Here is an 18,163-nt window from a genome sequence, read left to right as displayed (position 1 = left end):
TAAATGACGGGTTCACCAACCGGAACGTAGTGCAGGGCGGTAGGCAGGTTCTAATCAAAATCAAAACTTAATTTATGACCGTCAAGTTTTAGCTTGGCGTCAAACGACTTTCCCTTTTTGCTCTTGAAACCCTTTAATTTTCTGGTTTTCCCTTTGGTGACCAACGCTTTAATTGCGGTCTTACCGAGGGTCTTACTGCTCCATTTCTTGGGCAGGGTAAAGTCTTCGCCTTGCTTAGGCTTTACAATGTAAAACTTCTGTTTATTTAAAACGGTCGCTTGCGGTGTTTCTAAGAAGACCTCGTCGGACTTTTGTGCTTGCTGTTGGTGATTGATTTGTTGCTTAATGGCTGCATTGCCGGTTAATTGTGTGGGAACATCAGCGATTAACTTCGCCACAAACTTCTTGATTTGGCTCAAAAAATTATCCGGAGTGCGTTCTTCGGTACTGATTTGCTGTAACGCTTGCTCCCATTTAGCCGTCATTTCTGGGCTAGTTAGCAAGGGTTCGAGTTCAACCGCTTTACATAAAGTAATCCCCGCTTCACTGACGTGCAGCTTATTTTTTTCAGTGACGAGATAGCCGCGTTTTTTTAATATTTCCAGTACATTTGCCCGGGTCGCACTTGTCCCAATGCCTTGCACATCTTTGAGAATCGCCTGGGCTACTTCATCATCAAGCGTTTTGCCAGCGGTCTTCATGGCCGTAATCAGGGTACCTTCGGTAAAGGGTACCGGAGGTGTTGTTTCTTTTTGCGGCGTTTGCAGATTCGCTTGAACTTGGTCGCCTTGGTGAACGATCGGTAGGGTGGCTGCCTCTTGCTGGTCGGTTTTGTGATCATCAAATAAAGCTTGCCAACCTTGCTTAGTTGGGACCTTACCGGTTGCTTTAAAATTGGCGTCACCAACTTGGGTGATAATAATGGTTTCCTCGTACTCGTACGGATCAGCAAACATGGCTAATGTGGTTCTTAAAACCAAGTCATAGACTTGTTGCTGTAATTTAGGCAAGCTGGCTAGTTTCTCTTTCGTCGGCACGACTTTAGTCATGATAATGGCGTAGTGTTCTTCAACCTTTTTTCCATTAACATAGCGCTTATTTGGGGTGGTATTGGTTAAAGCGACTTGTTTAGAGACTAACCCCAGATACTTCGTCAGATTAGCCACTAAATAATCAAATTCTTCATCAGTGATATAAGCACAATCGGTGCGGGGATAACTGAGTAGTTTGTCTTCGTATAAGCTTTGAATAGCCGCTAAGGTTTGGCTGGCGCTGGCGTGATAACGTTTATTCATGGCACTTTGGAGACTAGATAGCGAGAATAGTTGGGGACTAGCACGCTTCTTGCCTTGCTTTTGGACGTTCTTGATTAAACCGGCCTGTGAGCTTTTCTGAACGCGTTTAGCTTGCATGAATGTTATTAGCCCTGCTTCGTCTTTAAATCGCTGATAGGGGTCTAATTTTGCGACGAATTTTTGCTGATTAGCTAAAATTTCCGCATTTAGTTCAAAATAGGGTTCCGGCTTAAAGTTTTTGATTGCCTGGTCTCTTTGATAAACCATATACAAAGTTGGCGTCTGCACGCGACCAATTGAGTACACCCCGCGCACCCCATTTTGTCTCAACAATAAAGTATACAAAGGACTACCATTCATACCGATCAACCAATCACTAATTTGACGGGTTTGGGCTTCTTTATACGCTAAGTAGTCTTTGTGCCAATCGCCAAGATTTTTAAAGCCGGTAATAATGGCGTCTTTTTCCAAACTATTCAACCATAGCCGTTTAATGGTCTTCTTTTTAACATCAATCTGGGCTTGGTTCATGATCGACCAGGCGATATTAGAACCCTCTCGGCCACTATCAGTGGCGACAATAATGATGTCGGCTTTTGCTAACAGGTCTTTAACGATCTTGAATTGCGTTCTTTTACTAGCTGACACTTCAAACTTGTATTTATCGGGAAAGATCGGTAAATTAGATAGGGCCCATTGCTGGTATTTCTGATCGTATTTATCCGGTGTGGCCAGTTCAACTAAATGTCCGAGACCATACGTCACAAGCGTATTCTCGGGCAAAACAGGGTCACTAACCGTATAGTAACCCTGTTTTTTTGTGCTCTTTTGAAAGGCTTGGACGTATGAACGGGCTTGACTGGGTTTTTCAGCTAAGATAACAGTGGTCATGTTCGTTCACTCCTTGTGATTAAGTTTTTGATCTAATTCTGTTTTACCTTGTTCAGCCGCTTTCAACCAAGTTTCACGGCGCAATTCTTGTTGTTGCTCTATCGATTGTTGCTTCAAATAATGTTGATACCGGTTGATGGCTTTGAGATCTGCATAGGCTGACCAACGGAATAATAAGCCACCCAGCAGTAAAACTAAGGCCATTAGCGCAGTTCCTAAAAAATCGGTATGGTTCGCCGTGAAAAGCTCTTGGTATAAATCCATTAACATGAGGTAAATTCCCATTATATAGAAGACCATGCTAAATAAGTTATCAAAATAGTAAGACAACTTAGTCCGCCGTGAAGGTGTTGTAAAAGGATCGGTTCGCATATCTTTTTTGGCTTTTTCCAATAACCAGTGTGCGATTTTCTTCATAACTATTTTTCCTCCTAGTGGTTACGGAAATAATTTTGAAACATTCTCATGGCACCCATACCAGCACTTTTAGTCACACCGGTTGAAGCCCAAAAGTCTTTAACGGCGTCAGGTGTTTTGACCACCAGAAAACCGAATCCGATTGAAGCAATAAAAGCAATAAACCCGTATTTAGCCATATTAGTGAAACACCATACTGATAATGACATACAAAGCACCTGGCTAATAATGGAGGCATTGTAATAAATATACTTCTTCCACCACGTACCACTATAATCAAAGCTTTCAGTCGCCATGCTCATTGCAGCTAAAGGAATTGTCAGGTTATACCACGCCATATCAGCCACAAACACACACATTTTGATAAAGAACACGACGGTTACGACAGTGAAGATTAGCAGAAATAAAATCTGTAAAGGTAGCGAAATACCAACATCTTTTAACCCAGGAACTTTATTCATGCCGGTAATTGATTTAGCAGTGAACTGCTGATCAGAACTAAACATATACTTTAGCAGGGGCAAGGTAATTGAACCTTGAATAAAGCCCTGTAAGAACACGAAGACCGGGATCACGGCCGCTGATTTAATCCCGTCCATGATGATATTAGCCCAAGTAACATCGGTACTTTCATCTGCCTCTTTTAGAATTGTCATCACAATGCGGCCAAGGACGACCACAACGACTAACGATGTCGCAAAGGACAGGAAGATGGCATACCACGTTTTAACAACTGGCAAGCTTTGATTGGCTTGGTCAATAATGGCCTTGCAGATGTTGAATAAGCCGTCCAACAAACCAGACAGTGCCCATTCAAAAAACTTAGCAATCGCTCCCTGAACCAGTCCTGAAATATCACCTAAAACAAACATATCTATCACTTCCTTTTTTGCAATTCAAAGCTTCCTAATCCGTCATCTGCTTTGGCAGTTTTATTTATTGCTTTAGCTTTATAACCATCGCTAATTTGAGTTAATTCAAGTTTTTGATTCTTCTCATCATCAGTATTTACTTTTAAATATTCTTTACCAGAAGTATTACTGACTGAATAATTGGCATTTACATTCATCAAGGGGCTTTCAATAATCATTGTTTTTTTATTAAATTGGGTTTTGTAGCTTTGTCCTTTTTGGTTGAGATACCATTTATTACTTTGCAAATCCTGTGCTGTAGACTTCCCACAAGCGGTAAGACCAACAACAATCAGCAACACTGTCATCACAGCGATTATATATTTCCGATATTTTTTCATTAATATGTCCTCCATTATCCAAGCATTTTCTTATGTCTAGACTCTAATTCTTGATCGATATTGTCCTGCAATTTGTCTTCTTCGTCATCGGTTGTTTGATCGTCTTTTTTTGCTTGGTGTTGTGCTTTAACCGTCTGATTCCACTTATCTACCTTATTCTTAAAGTTGGTTTCTTGGCTGGCTTCTGGTTGGCCTTGATACTCATTCTGTGACAAGTTAACCAAATGATCAGCCCCTGGAAATAGTTTAAATTGGAACGCTTTTGTAGCTTTGACCGGCCGTGCATTACTAAAGATTAATAAGCTCTGGTCTTCGGGCATCCGCATAATTTCATCGGGCGTCATGAGCGAACGGCTCGTATAGCTGTAACTATCGCTCTTGCTGTGGCTTTCTTCCTTGCTATGACTGGTACTCTCACTACCGGTTTCCACTTTCACGGTTGATTTTCCTAACAGATCACTAAAGTATTTAGCGGTCACGTCATTAGCGGCATTCAAGCAAATTTTAACGGCATGATTACCTAAGATACTCTCGGCCTTATCCTTGCCATACAAGGCTTGTAGCTGGGTTAAGGTTTGACAAATGGTGGTGACACCAATGCCGTACCCTCGACACGTTGCTAAAAATTCTTCATACTTTGGGAATTTACCTAAATTGACAAATTCATCAAGGATAAAGTCGACTTGGTGGGGCAATTTAGCGTGATGATCGGCGGCTAATTTGTATAATTCATCAAATAATTGTGAGAAAAACAGATTGATGAAGCTTTCATAGGTATTATCCATGACCGGAATAATCACATACAGTACTACTTTGGCTTTGCCAATCTCTTTTAAATCAAAGTCTGAAAAGCTGGTAAAATTGGCCACTTCTTTGTCAACAAACTTCGAAATGGTCGCCAACAGGCTTTCAATAATGCTGGCTTTCATTTCTCCTTTAGCCTTTTTGAAACCTAACTCATAAGCGCGTCTCGCTGGATCAGTCATAGTTAGATCAAGAAACAAGGTATCTAGCGGACTATCCGCACCCTTTTCCTCGGCTTCCACATCGTTTTCTTGCAACACTTGGGTCACACCCGCCAAATTTCGTTGTTCTGGTGACCGGTGGTTCATGACAAACAGGATTAGTGCCTTCAAAAGTTGCCGTTGGGTACTGAACCACACGTCTTTTTTACCTTCGGCATTTTCACTTTGCACGATCTTTGTTGCCACGGTTTCAGCTTGAATATCTCGTTGAATATAATCAAAAGGATTGTAGCGATCACTATGCGCCATGTTGGCAAAGTTGACGACATGCACTTGATAACCCTGGGCTAACTTAATACCGGCTGTTTTTTCGTATAATTCACCTTTCGGATCAGTTACAACAATGCTGTTCTCCGTTTCATTAAACAGGTTGGTAATGACGACTGACTGGGTCTTATACGATCCTGGGCCCCCAACCACAAAGATATTCCGATTTGGTTTGGTGCTGTTATTCTGGTAAACAATCCGTTTATCCACGATCCCTAAAATCGTCCCATTCATGTTAATCTCCCCCTTTCGCTGACTTTTCTCGATCCACTAATGATTTGAGAATTTCTGCCTTGGTACTCTTGTTAAATGCTGTGGTGAGGTCTTTGGCATTGATACTAAAGTAATGGTCACTCAATTCTTTTAAATTCCCCCAGGTCGCACTCCCGTGGGTTTCAGTGTCCGCAGTTTCCCACGCTTTGTGCTTGCTATTGCGTTTCAAAGCAAAATAAATGGTGTATAGGACCACAGCGATACTGACGATAATTAATACCGGGTTCTTTTGACCCAAATACAAGTTGTAATAGTGCCAGGGGTGCAAGGCTAATTGTTTTAATACGGTTGGCATATGATCCGCAAAAGTTAGCTTATAGTGCGACAAGGCCATGACTGATCCAGCTAAAATCTCCGCTAAATACAAGCCAATGATTAGCGTTAGTAGATATGGCCAGCTGACTTTAACGCTGTTTAATAATTTGTCTTTCATCTAATCACCTACTATCTGTTTAATCCTTTGTTGGTTGGTACCGGAGTATCGTTGCTTGCCATGGATCAAGGTTGGTACTGACGTTAATTGATATTTTTGAATGTAATGCCGATTCTGCGGTTGGTTCATGTTAATCAAGACGATGTTGTGACTGATTGCGTTGTGCCAATAAATCTGATGAAAAATAGCTTGGCAATCCGGGCAATCATCGCGATAGAAGAACAACACTTTTTTAGGGTGCTTAGCCAGCGTCACAACTGTTTTCTCTTTCTCAACATGGTTCACATAGCTATGACCTGCAAAGCCTAATACTGCAAGTATCACCACGATCACCGCTAGGGCTTTGCTTACTTTTTTAATCAAGGTCACTCGCTTTAAAACTGTTCCCAAGATTCTGTACATCAGTGATTCGATCCGTGGTGGTATCGAAAGTCACTTGATAAAGTACCGTCGCCTTTTGCCAGTCGTTGTCGCCACTCTTACTTTCGTAACTGACAACGGCCAAGCCTTTCATATTTTGCCCCTGCTTACTTTGCGTATACAGGTTCAGTTGATTTAACTTAGCTGAAACACTATTGCTATCACCATACGTGCCCTTATTTGAAAAGTATTGCTGATATAGCTTGTCGGAAATCAAGTCTTTCACGCCATCTTTACGCTGTCCGTAGGTCTTGGGCTTGAAGTTATTCATGACCTTAAAGAACTTGGTGACTACCGTATTAAAACTCAGTTCAGCCTGACTTTTGTCTTTATTATTTTGGTAGGTCTTATAACTGTCAATTTGGGTGCTCAATAACTGCTTTTGTTGGTTGGTTTTAGTCAATTGCTGGTTAACTTGGCGCTTCTGTTTTTGTAAACGACTAATCTGCTGTTGCGCCTGCTTAACTTGGCTATGTTGATAGGCATTCGCCCCTAATGACATGATTAAGATCAAACTACCAATCGCAATACTTAAAACCATGCTGCGTTTCATTTACTCGTCCTCCTTACTTCTTGATTGGCCGAGCTAACGTTACATCGCTACCACTTAGTAAGCTATAAAAGGCGGTGCCAAAGGTGCTTTCGTTAACCTTGTCGCCTACGCCACCTTGTTCAATGATTTTGGTGGCTTTGCCTTGCCATTTGCTTAGTAGAATGGCAGTATGGCCGTCGTTTCCAGCTCCCACGCCTTGATTAACGATCACAATATCACCGGCTTTCGCGTCAGTTTCACTGATCTGTTTCAAGTATTGATGGCTGCCTTTGGCGTCACTGGCCATCGTGCCGGTAAACCAACCCATGTTGGCCGGTACCTTGTAACCAGCTTTATTAAGCGCTAACCAGACAAAGCCTGAACAATCGGTTCCACCGGTTTTGTTAGGATTCTTTAAATCGCTACCTAAATCGGGGCTAGGGTGAGTTTGAACATAATAGAAGTCGCCCTTCATACTTTCCGCGTTTTTAACAATGCTGCCACCGGAATAGCTCGGGTCACTATCACAACCTAGTTCGGTCAGATCGCCGGAACTTGCATTATCTAACGTATTACCGGCCACGGGATCACTTGCACCCAACACGGAATACCAATGATCGGCATAACCGTATCTTTGGCTTAAATACCATTGTTCCGGGTTCTTACTCATACCCTCGTAATCCATTAACCAGGCTTTGGTCGCTTTATGCACGTCCGCATATTTAAAAATCTGCTTGTTTGACGCATAGTAACTACTGTTCAATTCTTGGTCGAGATAATCCAACTGTACCCCGAGATTGGTCGCTGGTTTATTTTCTTTATGGGCTAAGTCCTCCAACTTATCTTTTCGGCCACCTAACCACTGGGCTAAGCCCGTGGCCCCGGAACTTGAATTAACGGACTTGGGATCAAGCCGACTTTCTAGTTGTAAGACCCCCAAGATACCAGCCGCCGCTTGTGGCGTGGCACCATACTTCTGTTTCCAGTGCGCATAGATATTTTTGGCATTTTCTGTCATGCTCTTACTATCTAACTGTGTTTCTGTAGTGGTTGAGTTATCACAACTGTTTTCTTGCAATTGACCTGTTACTGCCGCAATTAACAAGATGATTAGCAGAAGGGCGCCGCCCACAATATAAGCAATCAACTTCCACTTCTTTTTCTTATATTCGAAAGACAGTACTTGCATTTAATCACCCACTTTGTGCTTGGCCTGATCGACTTGTTTTTGCGCTGCTGATTGGTCACTCTGCGCGTTCTTTAAGTCCGACTTAGCCGAATCCACCTTCTTGTCTTTGTCCTTATCTTTACTGCCATCAATCTTGTTGGCGTCATCTAACTTCTTTTGGGCGTCACTAACTTCGTTCTTAGCGGCATTGAGACTTAACAAGGCTTTTAAATACTTAGCTTTAGGACTGTTCACGCCGGCTAACTTGGTTTGGACAGTCTGGGCGTCTTGCGTATCATTATGGGCGAGGAAAGCTTGCCCTATTCTCAATAACACATCAGCGTTCGTCGTAAAGGATAATTGGTTATTAAGCGTATTGGTATCATAATTAACAATCGCTTTTTCGAGTTTCAATTGATCTTTTTGCTTACTCGTCGCCTTAGTTGGTAACTGCCAATCGGCCACTTGACTGCTATCTTGGTTGGCATAAGCCGCATTAACAACCTTGTTCAACTGACTTGGGTCAACGTTTAAGGCTTGCTGGTACTGACGATGCTTTAAAAAGACACTGACTTGCTTAGCTGAAGGATAGCCGGCCCGTTGCATATCTTTTTGCGCTTCTGACCACTTGTGATCATTTAAAGCGGTTTGAATTTGACCGCTATATTTTAATCGCATGACCTGGGCTTGGGTCTGGTTAGCCAAGCTTTGATATTGCCGTTCGTCACTTTTATGGACTAAGCCGATGGCCAAAACGGCCACAATCGCCACCCCGGCCATACTCAACCATAAACGTTGTTTGGTTTTCTGCTGGGCCGTTTCAACTTCCTGCCATTCGTGATAGCTCACAAAATCCTCAATGCCGTTAACCACTTCCGTTAACTCATTTAACGACGTAGCTTTAGCCACTTGTTGTAAATAGTCATCTGGGTGTTTGGCCAAGGCTTCTTGGGGATTGCTTAATAGCCGTTCGTAAGGCGTCCCCGTCAAGCAAAATAGAATCAGCGCTTTGTATTTGGCTAAATTGCTATGCTTGTCATCATAAGGCATGAGTTCATTGGCCCGGTAGGCGTACCAAACATGTTGCATGGGGTAATACCACAGGTTAGCTGGGTTCAACGCAACGTGATACTGGCTATCGTTAACCACATTTTGCGCCATGATTTCCTTGGCAATTGCTGATCGGATTGCTTTATTTTCATGTGGTAATTCCTTTAATGATCTGACCTTATCCGGCAAGGTATAAGTTAAAACAACCTTCTGGTCTTGCTCAACTACGTTAACCAACTGTAAGAAATTGGCATCAGCTTCCTTTAATTCGTTTAGCTCACTCAACTGGTCATATCGAAATTGATTGTGATTAAGCTCTAGGATTAACTTGTTTCCTTGCCGTTTGAATGTCCCAACCTCGATATTTAATAGTTGGTTTGATTTACTCATTTAAAGTCCCCCCTTCCTCTTCGGTGGTAGTTAAAGCGTCAATTTCACTGGGGGTTAAGACCACGCGCTTTTGATAATCCGGTTGCCCAGCTGTCTCACGGTTGTATTTCTCTTGGTAAGCTTCGGGGTCGATTAGTCGTAGTTCTTCTTCGGTCAACTCGACACGCATAAAGGCGCGTTGACTACCATAGATCATCAGGGCTTCGCCTTGTCTACGACGTTCTAGTAGCTTCTTTTCTTTATCCGAGAACGTCATACGCAATTTGGTAATCACATCATCAACGCCTTTACCGTCAAGACCAAAGAACACTTTGGTGTAGGAGTTCCCAATAATGGCTTCCCCAATGTTCTGCCCGGTATCCGTTGTGCCTTCAATCACGTCTTGAATTTGCTGCGTTCCGGCAATGGCCCCGGCATTGTATTTTCTAAACCGTTTGTATGCTTGATGGAAAAAGGTGGCGGCCGCTTTATGCAAGGTCAAAAAGTGAAATTCATCAACAAACAATTTCTTGCGGCTATGCCGATCTTTGGTAATTTCGTCCCACAGGTATTGAAAAGTATTCAGATAAGCCGCTGATTGGACTTCCTGCTCACTTTGTAGCGGTTTTAAATCAAAGGAAATGATTTTCCCTTTTAAGTTAACGTTGGTATGGCCGTCAAATAAACTGTTAGAACCATGGGTATAACTGCCTAAGATGTAGTAGAAGTCTTTGACCCGATTGAATTTGTCGGCGTCCTTATCTGCCAGTTTTTCCAACTCGTCATAAACATTGGATAAGGTCGGCCACTGATCGTCTTTAATCTCTTTTAAGCGGCTATATTTCAAAACGCCACTGTTGACGTAAGCTTGTTTAACGACATCATCAAGGATTGCCAGCTCAACTTGGGTAATCCCGGTTTTAAGCACTTCAAAGAATCCCTTTAATCGCTGGATTTTATCTTTGACTAGTAAATCAAGGTTTGTGACCGCTTCATCGGCGCTTAAGATTTCTTCGGAAAAGATTTGTAGCGGGTTAATTTTGTACTTCGCATTAGAAGTTAAGTGCAAGACTGCCCCACCCAGGGCTTCGACAATCTTGGTATATTCGTTTTCTGGATCAATAATGTAGAGTTGATAGTCTTGAATGGCGTAGCGTAGGATTTTCTGAATCATATAGGTGGTCTTGCCGACCCCCGAGGTCCCGATAATCACTTGATTTTGATTTAGGGTCTTGTTGCGATCCAACATATCTACGGCAATTAAGCTGTTGGTATCTTTGTTAACCCCTTCAATATCGCTTCTCGGCTTTAAGTCCAGAATTTCAGCGTCATCAAAAGGAAACATGCTGCTGGCGACTTCGGTATTACTCTCTTTATAGGTGTAATCCCCCATGAGGTTCTCGTTAATTGGCATGGTTGACCAAAATGCTTGGAAAGTCGCTTTAACGGGCACTAGGGGCTTCATTTGTAGTTTAATCAACGTATTCTTGACGTTTTCGGTTAAATCGTCTAGTTCTGCTAAACTGTTGGCCCGCAGATAAATGAGCATATGTTGGTACACAAATGTGGTAGAATTATCGAGGTATTTATCTAGTTGCATGTTGGCTGAATCAATATAATTTTGCAGAATTTTCTTTTTATACGGGTCGAACGTATTCAGCTTCTGCGCTTCTTTATTTTGAATCGTCTTCTTGTAATAGGTAATCATTGAATTGTTACTGGCGCTGTCGATATATTGCACAATATCGATGACGCCTTTTTTTCGCTTCAATTCTGACAACCAGTTGCCATACACCCGCTTGGGATAGTCAGCAATCGCTAACACCCGAATAAAATTCTCGCCCGACTGGACGTAGGTGGGGTACTGTTCCCAGCTAAACGGGAATAGTGAATGCAAGCTATCGCGATCAATCAGCTTGGTAAAGTCTTCAACCTCCGCTTTGGGCTTACTACCCGTTTGGTCGCTGTCGCCTTGATGGCTTTCTTTTTTAGTTGGTATAAATAAATCAATGACCTTATCACCAAAACTCATCCTGTTGCCTCCTATCCATTGAAATTGATTAAGTTCTTTAAAATCTCTTGAACTTCTTGACTAGTCAAGACTTTGGCCGTCACATCAAAGTCCGTTAACGCATTTTCAATATCTCGTTTAACTTGTTCGATCTTTTCGTCTAAATGATTGACCGCTAGGTTTAAGCTCTTAACACTTTTGTCTTTAATTGGCACCTTAACGATTAGCAGATGTTGCTTAGTGGTCATGTTTTTGGATTCTTGGACTTTAGTAAAGTGATCCAAGTAACTGGCTATGAGCTGGATTTTGAACTGTTGCTCCGGGTGGCCTTTTTGTAAGGCGAGATACCGCCGTTTGAGACCATTGAGATAAGCCGTCATATTGACGGGAATCGTTGGCTCTAAGAACTGTAACGTGTCATCAACGCCTTCACCTAAGGTACTCATGAGAAACGCGCCATAGTCCTCAAAAACGTCCTGTTGTTCGGTTTCATTAAGTAGATCAAGGTTGATCCCACTAACTTCCAAAATGCCAACGAGATTACCGGTTTTGGTAACTTCGTAATTACCATACATACCCACCACCAAGCTCATGTCATCAATGGTCTCTTTGCCACCATTGATTTTAGGCGGTTGATAATCCCAATCTAGCTTGGCTGTTTTATTGGCGGTTTTGCTCTTTTTCAAACGCATTTAGTTCACCTCGCTTCTTCGGTTTCAAATAAAACAGTTTCTGACCATTGGCATAGTGGCGTTTCAACTTAAAGTTATCCCGCACTTTAATATTCTTCCGCGCCGCAACTGGCCTAATTGTTAAAATAGCCATGACAATCGTCATGGCTAAGACAACAATCACTATTTTTATCAGGACTAAGATCAGACCATAGGGTGGGATCGCAATAAAAATTAAGCCCACTAGTCCTGCCAGCGCCGCATAGCCAAAATCCTTCAAGGTGTAGTCTTTCCAGATCCCGTAATCTTTATCTACGTTCTCTGGAAAGATAAATTCTTTTCCTTTCTTCATTTGGCAGGCTCCTTTTTAAATTAAGTGAATAGGCTGTAAACCCAAGGTAATAGCCAGATAATGGCTGCCGCTAAGGCCACTAAACCAGCCACCCGGCCAACCGCGTGATAAACTTCTGATTTCTCTCGCGGATCGTCTGCGTCAGGCATTCTTTTGATAATAATAAATAGCGCGACACAAATCCCAACTAAAACGACCAAGCCAGTTAAAATACCTTGAATCGTCTTACCAGCGCTGGTTAGCTTGCTTTTAACTTCGCCACCGTCCGCTGCCAAAACGACCTGGGCATTCATCAAGCCCAAGTAAATTGCAGTAGTCCCAGCAGTTGCTAGCGCTTTCATTTTTCTGTATTTTGACATGTTAGTCCTCCTTCCTATCGTCTTCTGATGTTCGTAATTGAATTTGTTCTGCCTGCGTTTCTTCTGGCTCACGCTGATAGAACTTGTTCAATTGTTCCTCGGCAATTTGCTGGCTTGGTAACGGATCAGTGGCTAATTTGACGCGGCCATTTTCACTCGTGGCTAAGTAATACTCTTTTTCTGACTGGCCTACTTCTTGGGTCTCTAAGACATGCAAATTATGTTCGTAACGGTCTAAGGCGTTATCAACTTCTAAGCCATAGAAACCTAAGAAGCCTTCCAGGAAACTCTCACCAAAAAAGGTCATTTCATTTTTAATCTGCTTATATTGATGAGTCGGTTTATCACTTACCAATTTTTCGGTCTTTTTAGCATTTTGACGGTCTTGATGGCGATTAAACCAGCCCCTAAGCTTTAACGGCTCAGTCTTCAACTGGCGTTTAACGGTCTTCTTAATCATTGCTTGCCGGACTTCGTCAATTGGCTGACCGTCTTGATCTAAAATTGCTTGTAACTGTTTTGGATCAGTTAATGCGTGGTCATCATCAACCACAATCGCCTTTTGATCATCATGAACTAGCTTGCCATTAATGCCTTGCCAGCTTTCTACTTTCATTGGATCACCTCCTTATGTTGTTTGTTGGGTTAGAAATATTAAACAACTAGCTTTCCCCTAACCCGCCCGGTAAAATGGATTATTAGGAGGGTGACACCTAGAAGGCGTATTTCTAGGTGCTGATCCCCGTTAGCAACTTCACTGCTTACGAGGACGCCCTCTTTTTTTATGTGGTTTTTAACCCACTCTATCCCTTCATCAGATATTAATTTATTGGTACCTGAACCAAGCAAAAATTGATCAGGGAACTCTGGATGTCGTTTGATCCAGTTGCTGACATAATTTCGGCCACGCCCCAGCTTATGATTAGCTTGCGTTAGGCTGTACCATTCCTGATTGCCTGTCACATGTAAGTTCTCCTTTCTTAATTTAGTCATAGTTTAACACTAAAAGGTGTAACTTACACCATTTATTTTTTTTACATTTAGGTTACAAGTGCATGCCCCCATCTTCATGCCGGTTTCTAGTTTGATGTTGCCGCTGCTTTTTCGTCATTGCCCACTCGGTCTCTTTTAAGCCACGTAATTGCTGCTTTCTTAGATAGTCTGTGTTCTTCGCATATAAAATGGTTATTAAGGCTTCGTCCAAAATATTAGTCAGGTAGTTTTTCGGGCTAGTTGGGTAATAATTGATCGCTTGATAGTCCTTAATTTGGTCTTGCTTATATTGATCAAACCGCGTTGTCTGTTGTTTCAAACGGGCTTGCACAGTTTCAATTTGTTTGTGATCCAACTTAGGATCTTGGCCACATTCGCCGATAAACAGTTGCCGGGTGCCATCATGTTTTAAGACCCGTTGTAATCGGTGGTTCTGAATATCTTTTAATTCAATTTTACCTAACAGGTAATTCAAACCGGCTTGGTGTTGCTGACTAGTAAAGACTACCGGTGGCTGCTGTTGTAATTGACTAAGCTGGTTTGCATCTAATGGCTTTAATTCTGGATCATAGTAAACCACAGCCGTATAAATTTGCTCCTTGTCAATCGTCTCTAGCTTATCCAGGTCACTGTCCGGAAAAGCAGTCGCTAGAATGCTGTCGTATTGGGTTTGCACCACGGCTTTAACTTCCCGAACGACCCGTAAATCTTTCACCGCTTTAGAAATGAATTCGAGTTCGTTAGGTTGATAAGCGGCTAGCATGCCCCGATCAGTATGCTTCAAATTGTCTAACTGGTGACCATGTTTGGCTAGCACCGTGGTTAATTGCTTCTCAATTGTTTGGGCTTGCTGATTAACTAACTGCCAGCTGGTATATGGCCGCTTGGTAAACGTCAATAATTGCTGGGTTAATAAGTCACTTCGAATAGCTGCTAACCGTTCTGCCAATTCGCTACCCTTAAAAATCGTTTGTTCACTATTAGTTTCTTTAATCAGTTCCCGTCGTTCAGCTGCGGTTGTCTGTTCAAAATTAAGTTCCGGATAAAGCTTTTTCGTTGCTCGTTCCACCACTTTATTTAACAACTGGTTAGCTTGTGCTAGTGATGTCGTTTGCTGGTCAATAGTCAGCAGTTGCTTGGTTACATCTTCACCAATGGCATGTTTGATTAATAAGCTGTTTTTCCAATTAAACAGCATGCGCTGTTTATCATCTAAATGTTCTAAATCGACATAGGTTTTCAATTGCTGACTTAGATGACTAATTGTGTGTTTTTCAGAGAATGATAGCTCGTCAGTTAAAGCGTCAAAGTGTTCATGATTTCTAATCTTTTCGTCAAGATTATGATATTTAGCTTGGGCGCTTCTTTGTGCGCTAACTTGTTGATTAAATGCTTTTCGTTCGTGTCGTTTGCTATTGATTCCCTCATGCTGAGTTGGGGTATCATCTATTCCTTGATCGACAAAAGATTTCTCACTAATCCGATCCGGAATATTTTTTTGTGCTAAAGACTGATTAACACTTGTTGCCCAATTATGCCGCCACTCATTAATTTTTTCCTTTTTATCCCAATCAACCAACCAAATTTTTCTTTGTTTTGGAAACCCGCTTTTGGTTAAAAGTTGCTTGCCATTTTCATCTTTAATGTACTGCGTCTTTGCTTTTAATCCCCAACTACCATCGGGGTTAAATGGGCGATTGGTTAACATCACATGTGCATGCGGATTGTCTGGGTGATCGCGATGAATTGCTACGTCAGCTACCATACCTTGATCGACAAAATTCTCTTGCACATATTTTGTCAGTAATTCTTTCTGTTCGGATTCACTTAATTCTACCGGTAAAGCTACGTTAAATTCTTTTGCATACCGTGAGTTTGATTTACGATCGTTCTTTTCAACTTCATTCCATAATTTTTCTCGATCACTGGCCCATTCTGGTGCATTTTTGGGGGTTAAAATAAAGCTTTCTGGAATTACCGATCGGGCATAGGAATATCGGCGACCTTCTTTATCATCAAATAATTTTTCACCACTTCGATAAGCCGCACTGGCAATCGCACTTCGTCCTTTTCCAGCACTAATATTACTAAAACTAATATGAAATATTGCCATGTTAGTCACCTCTTTACTTTGATTCTATGGGCTTGACTTTGTTGTCGCCATCGGCGACTTCTAATACAGGATTTTGGGGGTTAACATAACATAGGATTTATTCTATGTGTAAGTGCGCATTGACCTCGTTTCACTCGGCCTGCTGATTCCCCTAAATTTACTTATAGTGTATGACTTCCGCTTCGCTATTTCAACTTTCATCCTTTGACTTAACGTTCTCTGTATGATATAGTGTCGGTGATTATTTTTAATACGATTGGAGGGATCCTTATGTCTCAAAGTAACTTAGAAAAACAAGAAGCCAAATTAAAACAGCTTAATCAAAATATTAAAGCTGAAAAAAATAAAATTGAACAAAATCTCGGTAAGCAAATCATTAGATCAGCCAATTTGGATTATGGGACACTTACCACTCCACAGATTAAAATGATTGCTAAAAAAGTTGCCGCCTTTTTAAATCAAGCTCAAAATAACCGATAATAGTTAGGTGGTAATGACTATGCCTAATCAATATGAAAAACTAGTTGAACAACAAGCGCGTTTAAAACAAAAAATTGAGCGAGAAGATTTTAAATTACGGCAATCTAAATACTACGAAAATCGGCAAGCCCGCAAAGCCCGTTCTCGCCGATTAATTCAAAAAGGGGCTTTGCTCGAAAAATACTTTCAAGCTGATAACCTATCGGTCGAACAAACCGAAGAACTTTTAAAAATATTTGCCAATTACGTTAATGCCCATAAACCGAATAAATTTAAAGACGATCAGCCTAATAACTAGGCCGATCGTTTTTATTTTCTGAATCATTCATGGGATTTCTAACTTTTAAATCTGGATTGTTTTTAACAAAGTCATTTAGTTGTTTCTGTATAGCTGCTTCAAAGGTAATTTTGGAATTTATCCAAGGAAAATCACGCAAATTATTTTTGATCACCTGGTCATGCTCTCGTCTGTAAACTGATACAAATTTTTGGCTATTATCGTAGATCACAACGTTATCAGCTTTGAATGCAACCGCTGCTAAATTATGGTTTGATTGATTATAGCGTTTTTTTACAACTTCGTCTGGTACTCCGTGCCCACCTTTTTTGACTCGTTCATGAACCCGATTAATTGCGACTTTTTCGTTTTTTAACGCCACGTATAAAAGCGTTACTTCAAAGCCATTCTTGTGGGCCCGATCGATTAAATTCAATTGCGTCCTACCTTGGCCAGCCAGGTTGTTTCAACATGAATACTCTGCCCGGTATCTAAAGCCGCGTGGAGTTGTTTTATTTCTTCGAGCATTGCCCTAAAATTATCACGCTCTTTATGCCAATCACCACCCATTTTTTGTAGGATTTCATCGGCATTTAATCGTTTGGAGTGAGTAAATAATTCGGGCCTCGCGCGATATAAAGTGCTTTTACCAGCGCCGTTTATCCCAGCCACAATGATGTATCTCTTTAGCTCACTCATGTTAAATCACGAAATGCTTTTCATTGATGATTTGTTCTTGGCGTTTATCTAAGAGGTAAGTGTGTAACGCGTCAAACAGCTTGCGTTTATCAGGATCTGGATTATGGGCTGCTTGCTCCCAAACGTCTTGAATATCGACTGCCCATGGGTCAGCCAACAATTGCTCAATTGTTTCGACTTCTTTGCTGGATTTGGTCATTTAAAAAGCTCCTTTCACATTCCCTTAGTTCAGTCATCGCCAATTCAGCCACTCAAGGTGTCTATTTTTGCTTCTAAGCGATTTTAAAACGATTTTAATATAATTATGCATGTAACACTTAAAACGGCTTAAATGAGCCTATATGACGTTTAATTCCAAGAAGGCCCATTGTCAGTGTTCTGTTCTTCGGGGTGTTTGGCCGCATATTCTCTAGCCGCTTGTTTATTCCACCAAATGCCAAATAGGTTTTGCATAGTACCGTATAAGTAGTTCTCCACGTTCTTGATATGGTTCTCATTGCTTCTAAGGGCGTTAAAGTAGCGTCTCAAGGCTTTAGTCATCAAAGGTTTAAGTTCTTCATCGTCCAGTGGGATTAGAACCCCAATATCTTGATGATCCTTTTCAACTCGATATTTAGCATTCAGGATGATACTAATAAACCGGCGCATTTGTTGCGGAGTTCGGCACCAGAAGCTAAGTAATTGCACGGCTTCTGGTTCTAAGAAAACCGGTAAGCCACTGTCTTCATCAGTTAAGAAGTCATTAGCATGGTTCACCAAATCCTGGTTTTGCTTTTGAATTTCTGCTGGTGAGAAATTGGCTGTGGAAAAGTCCAA

Annotated in this window: 20 protein-coding genes and 2 pseudogenes; 2 read left to right on the top strand and 20 right to left on the bottom strand. The window is 41.5% G+C overall.

Features of this window, described 5'->3' with window-relative positions; all coding sequences use genetic code 11:
• Positions 1–50 precede the first annotated feature (50 nt).
• The 17 genes from ACYQ0Y_RS09900 to mobQ are packed head-to-tail and all read right to left on the bottom strand — an operon-like array spanning position 51 to position 15,891.
• Positions 51–2,186 carry a type IA DNA topoisomerase gene (locus tag ACYQ0Y_RS09900; RefSeq protein ID WP_459935479.1) on the bottom strand — a complete coding sequence of 712 codons (2,136 nt, stop codon included), beginning with the start codon at positions 2,184–2,186 and terminating at the stop codon, positions 51–53.
• Positions 2,187–2,192: 6 nt separating this feature from the next.
• Entirely contained in the window at positions 2,193–2,603 is a 411-nt protein-coding gene (locus tag ACYQ0Y_RS09895) for a hypothetical protein (protein ID WP_459935478.1), read from the bottom strand.
• Positions 2,604–2,617: 14 nt separating this feature from the next.
• Positions 2,618–3,475: a conjugal transfer protein TrbL family protein gene (locus ACYQ0Y_RS09890; protein ID WP_155278297.1), complete on the bottom strand. Its 858-nt coding sequence runs from the start codon at positions 3,473–3,475 to the stop codon at positions 2,618–2,620.
• 5 nt (positions 3,476–3,480) lie between these two features.
• Complete coding sequence (locus ACYQ0Y_RS09885; RefSeq protein ID WP_147008642.1) at positions 3,481–3,855, bottom strand: hypothetical protein; 375 nt, start codon at positions 3,853–3,855, stop codon at positions 3,481–3,483.
• 14 nt (positions 3,856–3,869) lie between these two features.
• The gene (locus tag ACYQ0Y_RS09880; protein WP_311408346.1) at positions 3,870–5,381 is read right to left on the bottom strand and encodes a VirD4-like conjugal transfer protein, CD1115 family; all 1,512 of its coding nucleotides are present in this window, start codon (positions 5,379–5,381) and stop codon (positions 3,870–3,872) included.
• Position 5,382: 1 nt separating this feature from the next.
• Positions 5,383–5,853: a hypothetical protein gene (locus tag ACYQ0Y_RS09875; RefSeq protein WP_008212995.1), complete on the bottom strand. Its 471-nt coding sequence runs from the start codon at positions 5,851–5,853 to the stop codon at positions 5,383–5,385.
• Positions 5,854–6,222 carry a thioredoxin family protein gene (locus tag ACYQ0Y_RS09870; protein WP_040537815.1) on the bottom strand — a complete coding sequence of 123 codons (369 nt, stop codon included), beginning with the start codon at positions 6,220–6,222 and terminating at the stop codon, positions 5,854–5,856. It lies immediately after the preceding gene.
• Complete coding sequence (locus ACYQ0Y_RS09865; RefSeq protein ID WP_056986305.1) at positions 6,209–6,826, bottom strand: SadB/YajI family lipoprotein; 618 nt, start codon at positions 6,824–6,826, stop codon at positions 6,209–6,211. Before ACYQ0Y_RS09865 ends, ACYQ0Y_RS09870 begins: the two co-directional genes overlap by 14 nt.
• A gap of 13 nt (positions 6,827–6,839) precedes the next feature.
• A complete protein-coding gene (locus ACYQ0Y_RS09860) occupies positions 6,840–7,994 on the bottom strand; it encodes a phage tail tip lysozyme (protein WP_407884993.1) in 1,155 nt (384 codons plus the stop codon).
• Positions 7,995–9,413 (bottom strand): type VII secretion protein EssB/YukC, encoded by a 1,419-nt coding sequence (locus ACYQ0Y_RS09855; RefSeq protein WP_407884991.1) that lies wholly within the window; start codon positions 9,411–9,413, stop codon positions 7,995–7,997.
• Positions 9,406–11,424 carry a VirB4 family type IV secretion system protein gene (locus ACYQ0Y_RS09850; RefSeq protein ID WP_459935477.1) on the bottom strand — a complete coding sequence of 673 codons (2,019 nt, stop codon included), beginning with the start codon at positions 11,422–11,424 and terminating at the stop codon, positions 9,406–9,408. The genes ACYQ0Y_RS09855 and ACYQ0Y_RS09850 overlap by 8 nt, the downstream gene beginning before the upstream one ends.
• 11 nt (positions 11,425–11,435) lie before the next feature.
• Entirely contained in the window at positions 11,436–12,095 is a 660-nt protein-coding gene (gene trsD, locus ACYQ0Y_RS09845) for a TrsD/TraD family conjugative transfer protein (RefSeq protein WP_153109617.1), read from the bottom strand.
• Positions 12,064–12,426, bottom strand: coding sequence for a conjugal transfer protein (locus tag ACYQ0Y_RS09840; RefSeq protein WP_407885013.1), 363 nt, complete (start codon positions 12,424–12,426; stop codon positions 12,064–12,066). Before ACYQ0Y_RS09840 ends, trsD begins: the two co-directional genes overlap by 32 nt.
• A 20-nt stretch (positions 12,427–12,446) precedes the next feature.
• The gene (locus ACYQ0Y_RS09835; RefSeq protein ID WP_407885011.1) at positions 12,447–12,785 is read right to left on the bottom strand and encodes a CagC family type IV secretion system protein; all 339 of its coding nucleotides are present in this window, start codon (positions 12,783–12,785) and stop codon (positions 12,447–12,449) included.
• A 1-nt stretch (position 12,786) separates the two neighbouring features.
• Complete coding sequence (locus ACYQ0Y_RS09830; RefSeq protein ID WP_407885009.1) at positions 12,787–13,401, bottom strand: hypothetical protein; 615 nt, start codon at positions 13,399–13,401, stop codon at positions 12,787–12,789.
• 38 nt (positions 13,402–13,439) lie between these two features.
• Complete coding sequence (locus ACYQ0Y_RS09825) at positions 13,440–13,778, bottom strand: hypothetical protein (RefSeq protein ID WP_011222043.1); 339 nt, start codon at positions 13,776–13,778, stop codon at positions 13,440–13,442.
• Positions 13,779–13,830: 52 nt separating this feature from the next.
• Positions 13,831–15,891 (bottom strand): MobQ family relaxase, encoded by a 2,061-nt coding sequence (gene mobQ / locus ACYQ0Y_RS09820; protein WP_459935476.1) that lies wholly within the window; start codon positions 15,889–15,891, stop codon positions 13,831–13,833.
• A gap of 270 nt (positions 15,892–16,161) precedes the next feature.
• Here mobQ and ACYQ0Y_RS09815 point away from each other — a divergent pair, with 270 nt between their 5' ends.
• Both ACYQ0Y_RS09815 and ACYQ0Y_RS09810 read left to right on the top strand, forming a co-directional pair.
• A complete protein-coding gene (locus ACYQ0Y_RS09815) occupies positions 16,162–16,371 on the top strand; it encodes a hypothetical protein (protein ID WP_065937746.1) in 210 nt (69 codons plus the stop codon).
• Positions 16,372–16,390: 19 nt separating this feature from the next.
• Positions 16,391–16,669, top strand: coding sequence for a hypothetical protein (locus ACYQ0Y_RS09810; RefSeq protein ID WP_075141395.1), 279 nt, complete (start codon positions 16,391–16,393; stop codon positions 16,667–16,669).
• On the opposite strand, the pseudogene ACYQ0Y_RS09805 reads toward ACYQ0Y_RS09810, so the two are convergent.
• The 3 genes and pseudogenes from ACYQ0Y_RS09805 to ACYQ0Y_RS09795 form a co-directional block, all read right to left on the bottom strand.
• A pseudogene (locus ACYQ0Y_RS09805) lies at positions 16,659–17,347 on the bottom strand (ATPase). The gene ACYQ0Y_RS09810 and the pseudogene ACYQ0Y_RS09805 overlap by 11 nt on opposite strands.
• Before the next feature lies 1 nt (position 17,348).
• Positions 17,349–17,546 carry a hypothetical protein gene (locus ACYQ0Y_RS09800; protein WP_084988368.1) on the bottom strand — a complete coding sequence of 66 codons (198 nt, stop codon included), beginning with the start codon at positions 17,544–17,546 and terminating at the stop codon, positions 17,349–17,351.
• 149 nt (positions 17,547–17,695) lie between these two features.
• A pseudogene (locus tag ACYQ0Y_RS09795) lies at positions 17,696–18,163 on the bottom strand (replication initiator protein A); the annotation flags it as partial.

The sequence above is a fragment of the Furfurilactobacillus curtus genome (assembly GCF_054657915.1).
The sequence above is the reverse complement of the archived record's forward strand: the minus strand, read 5'-3'. Positions and strand labels throughout refer to the sequence as shown.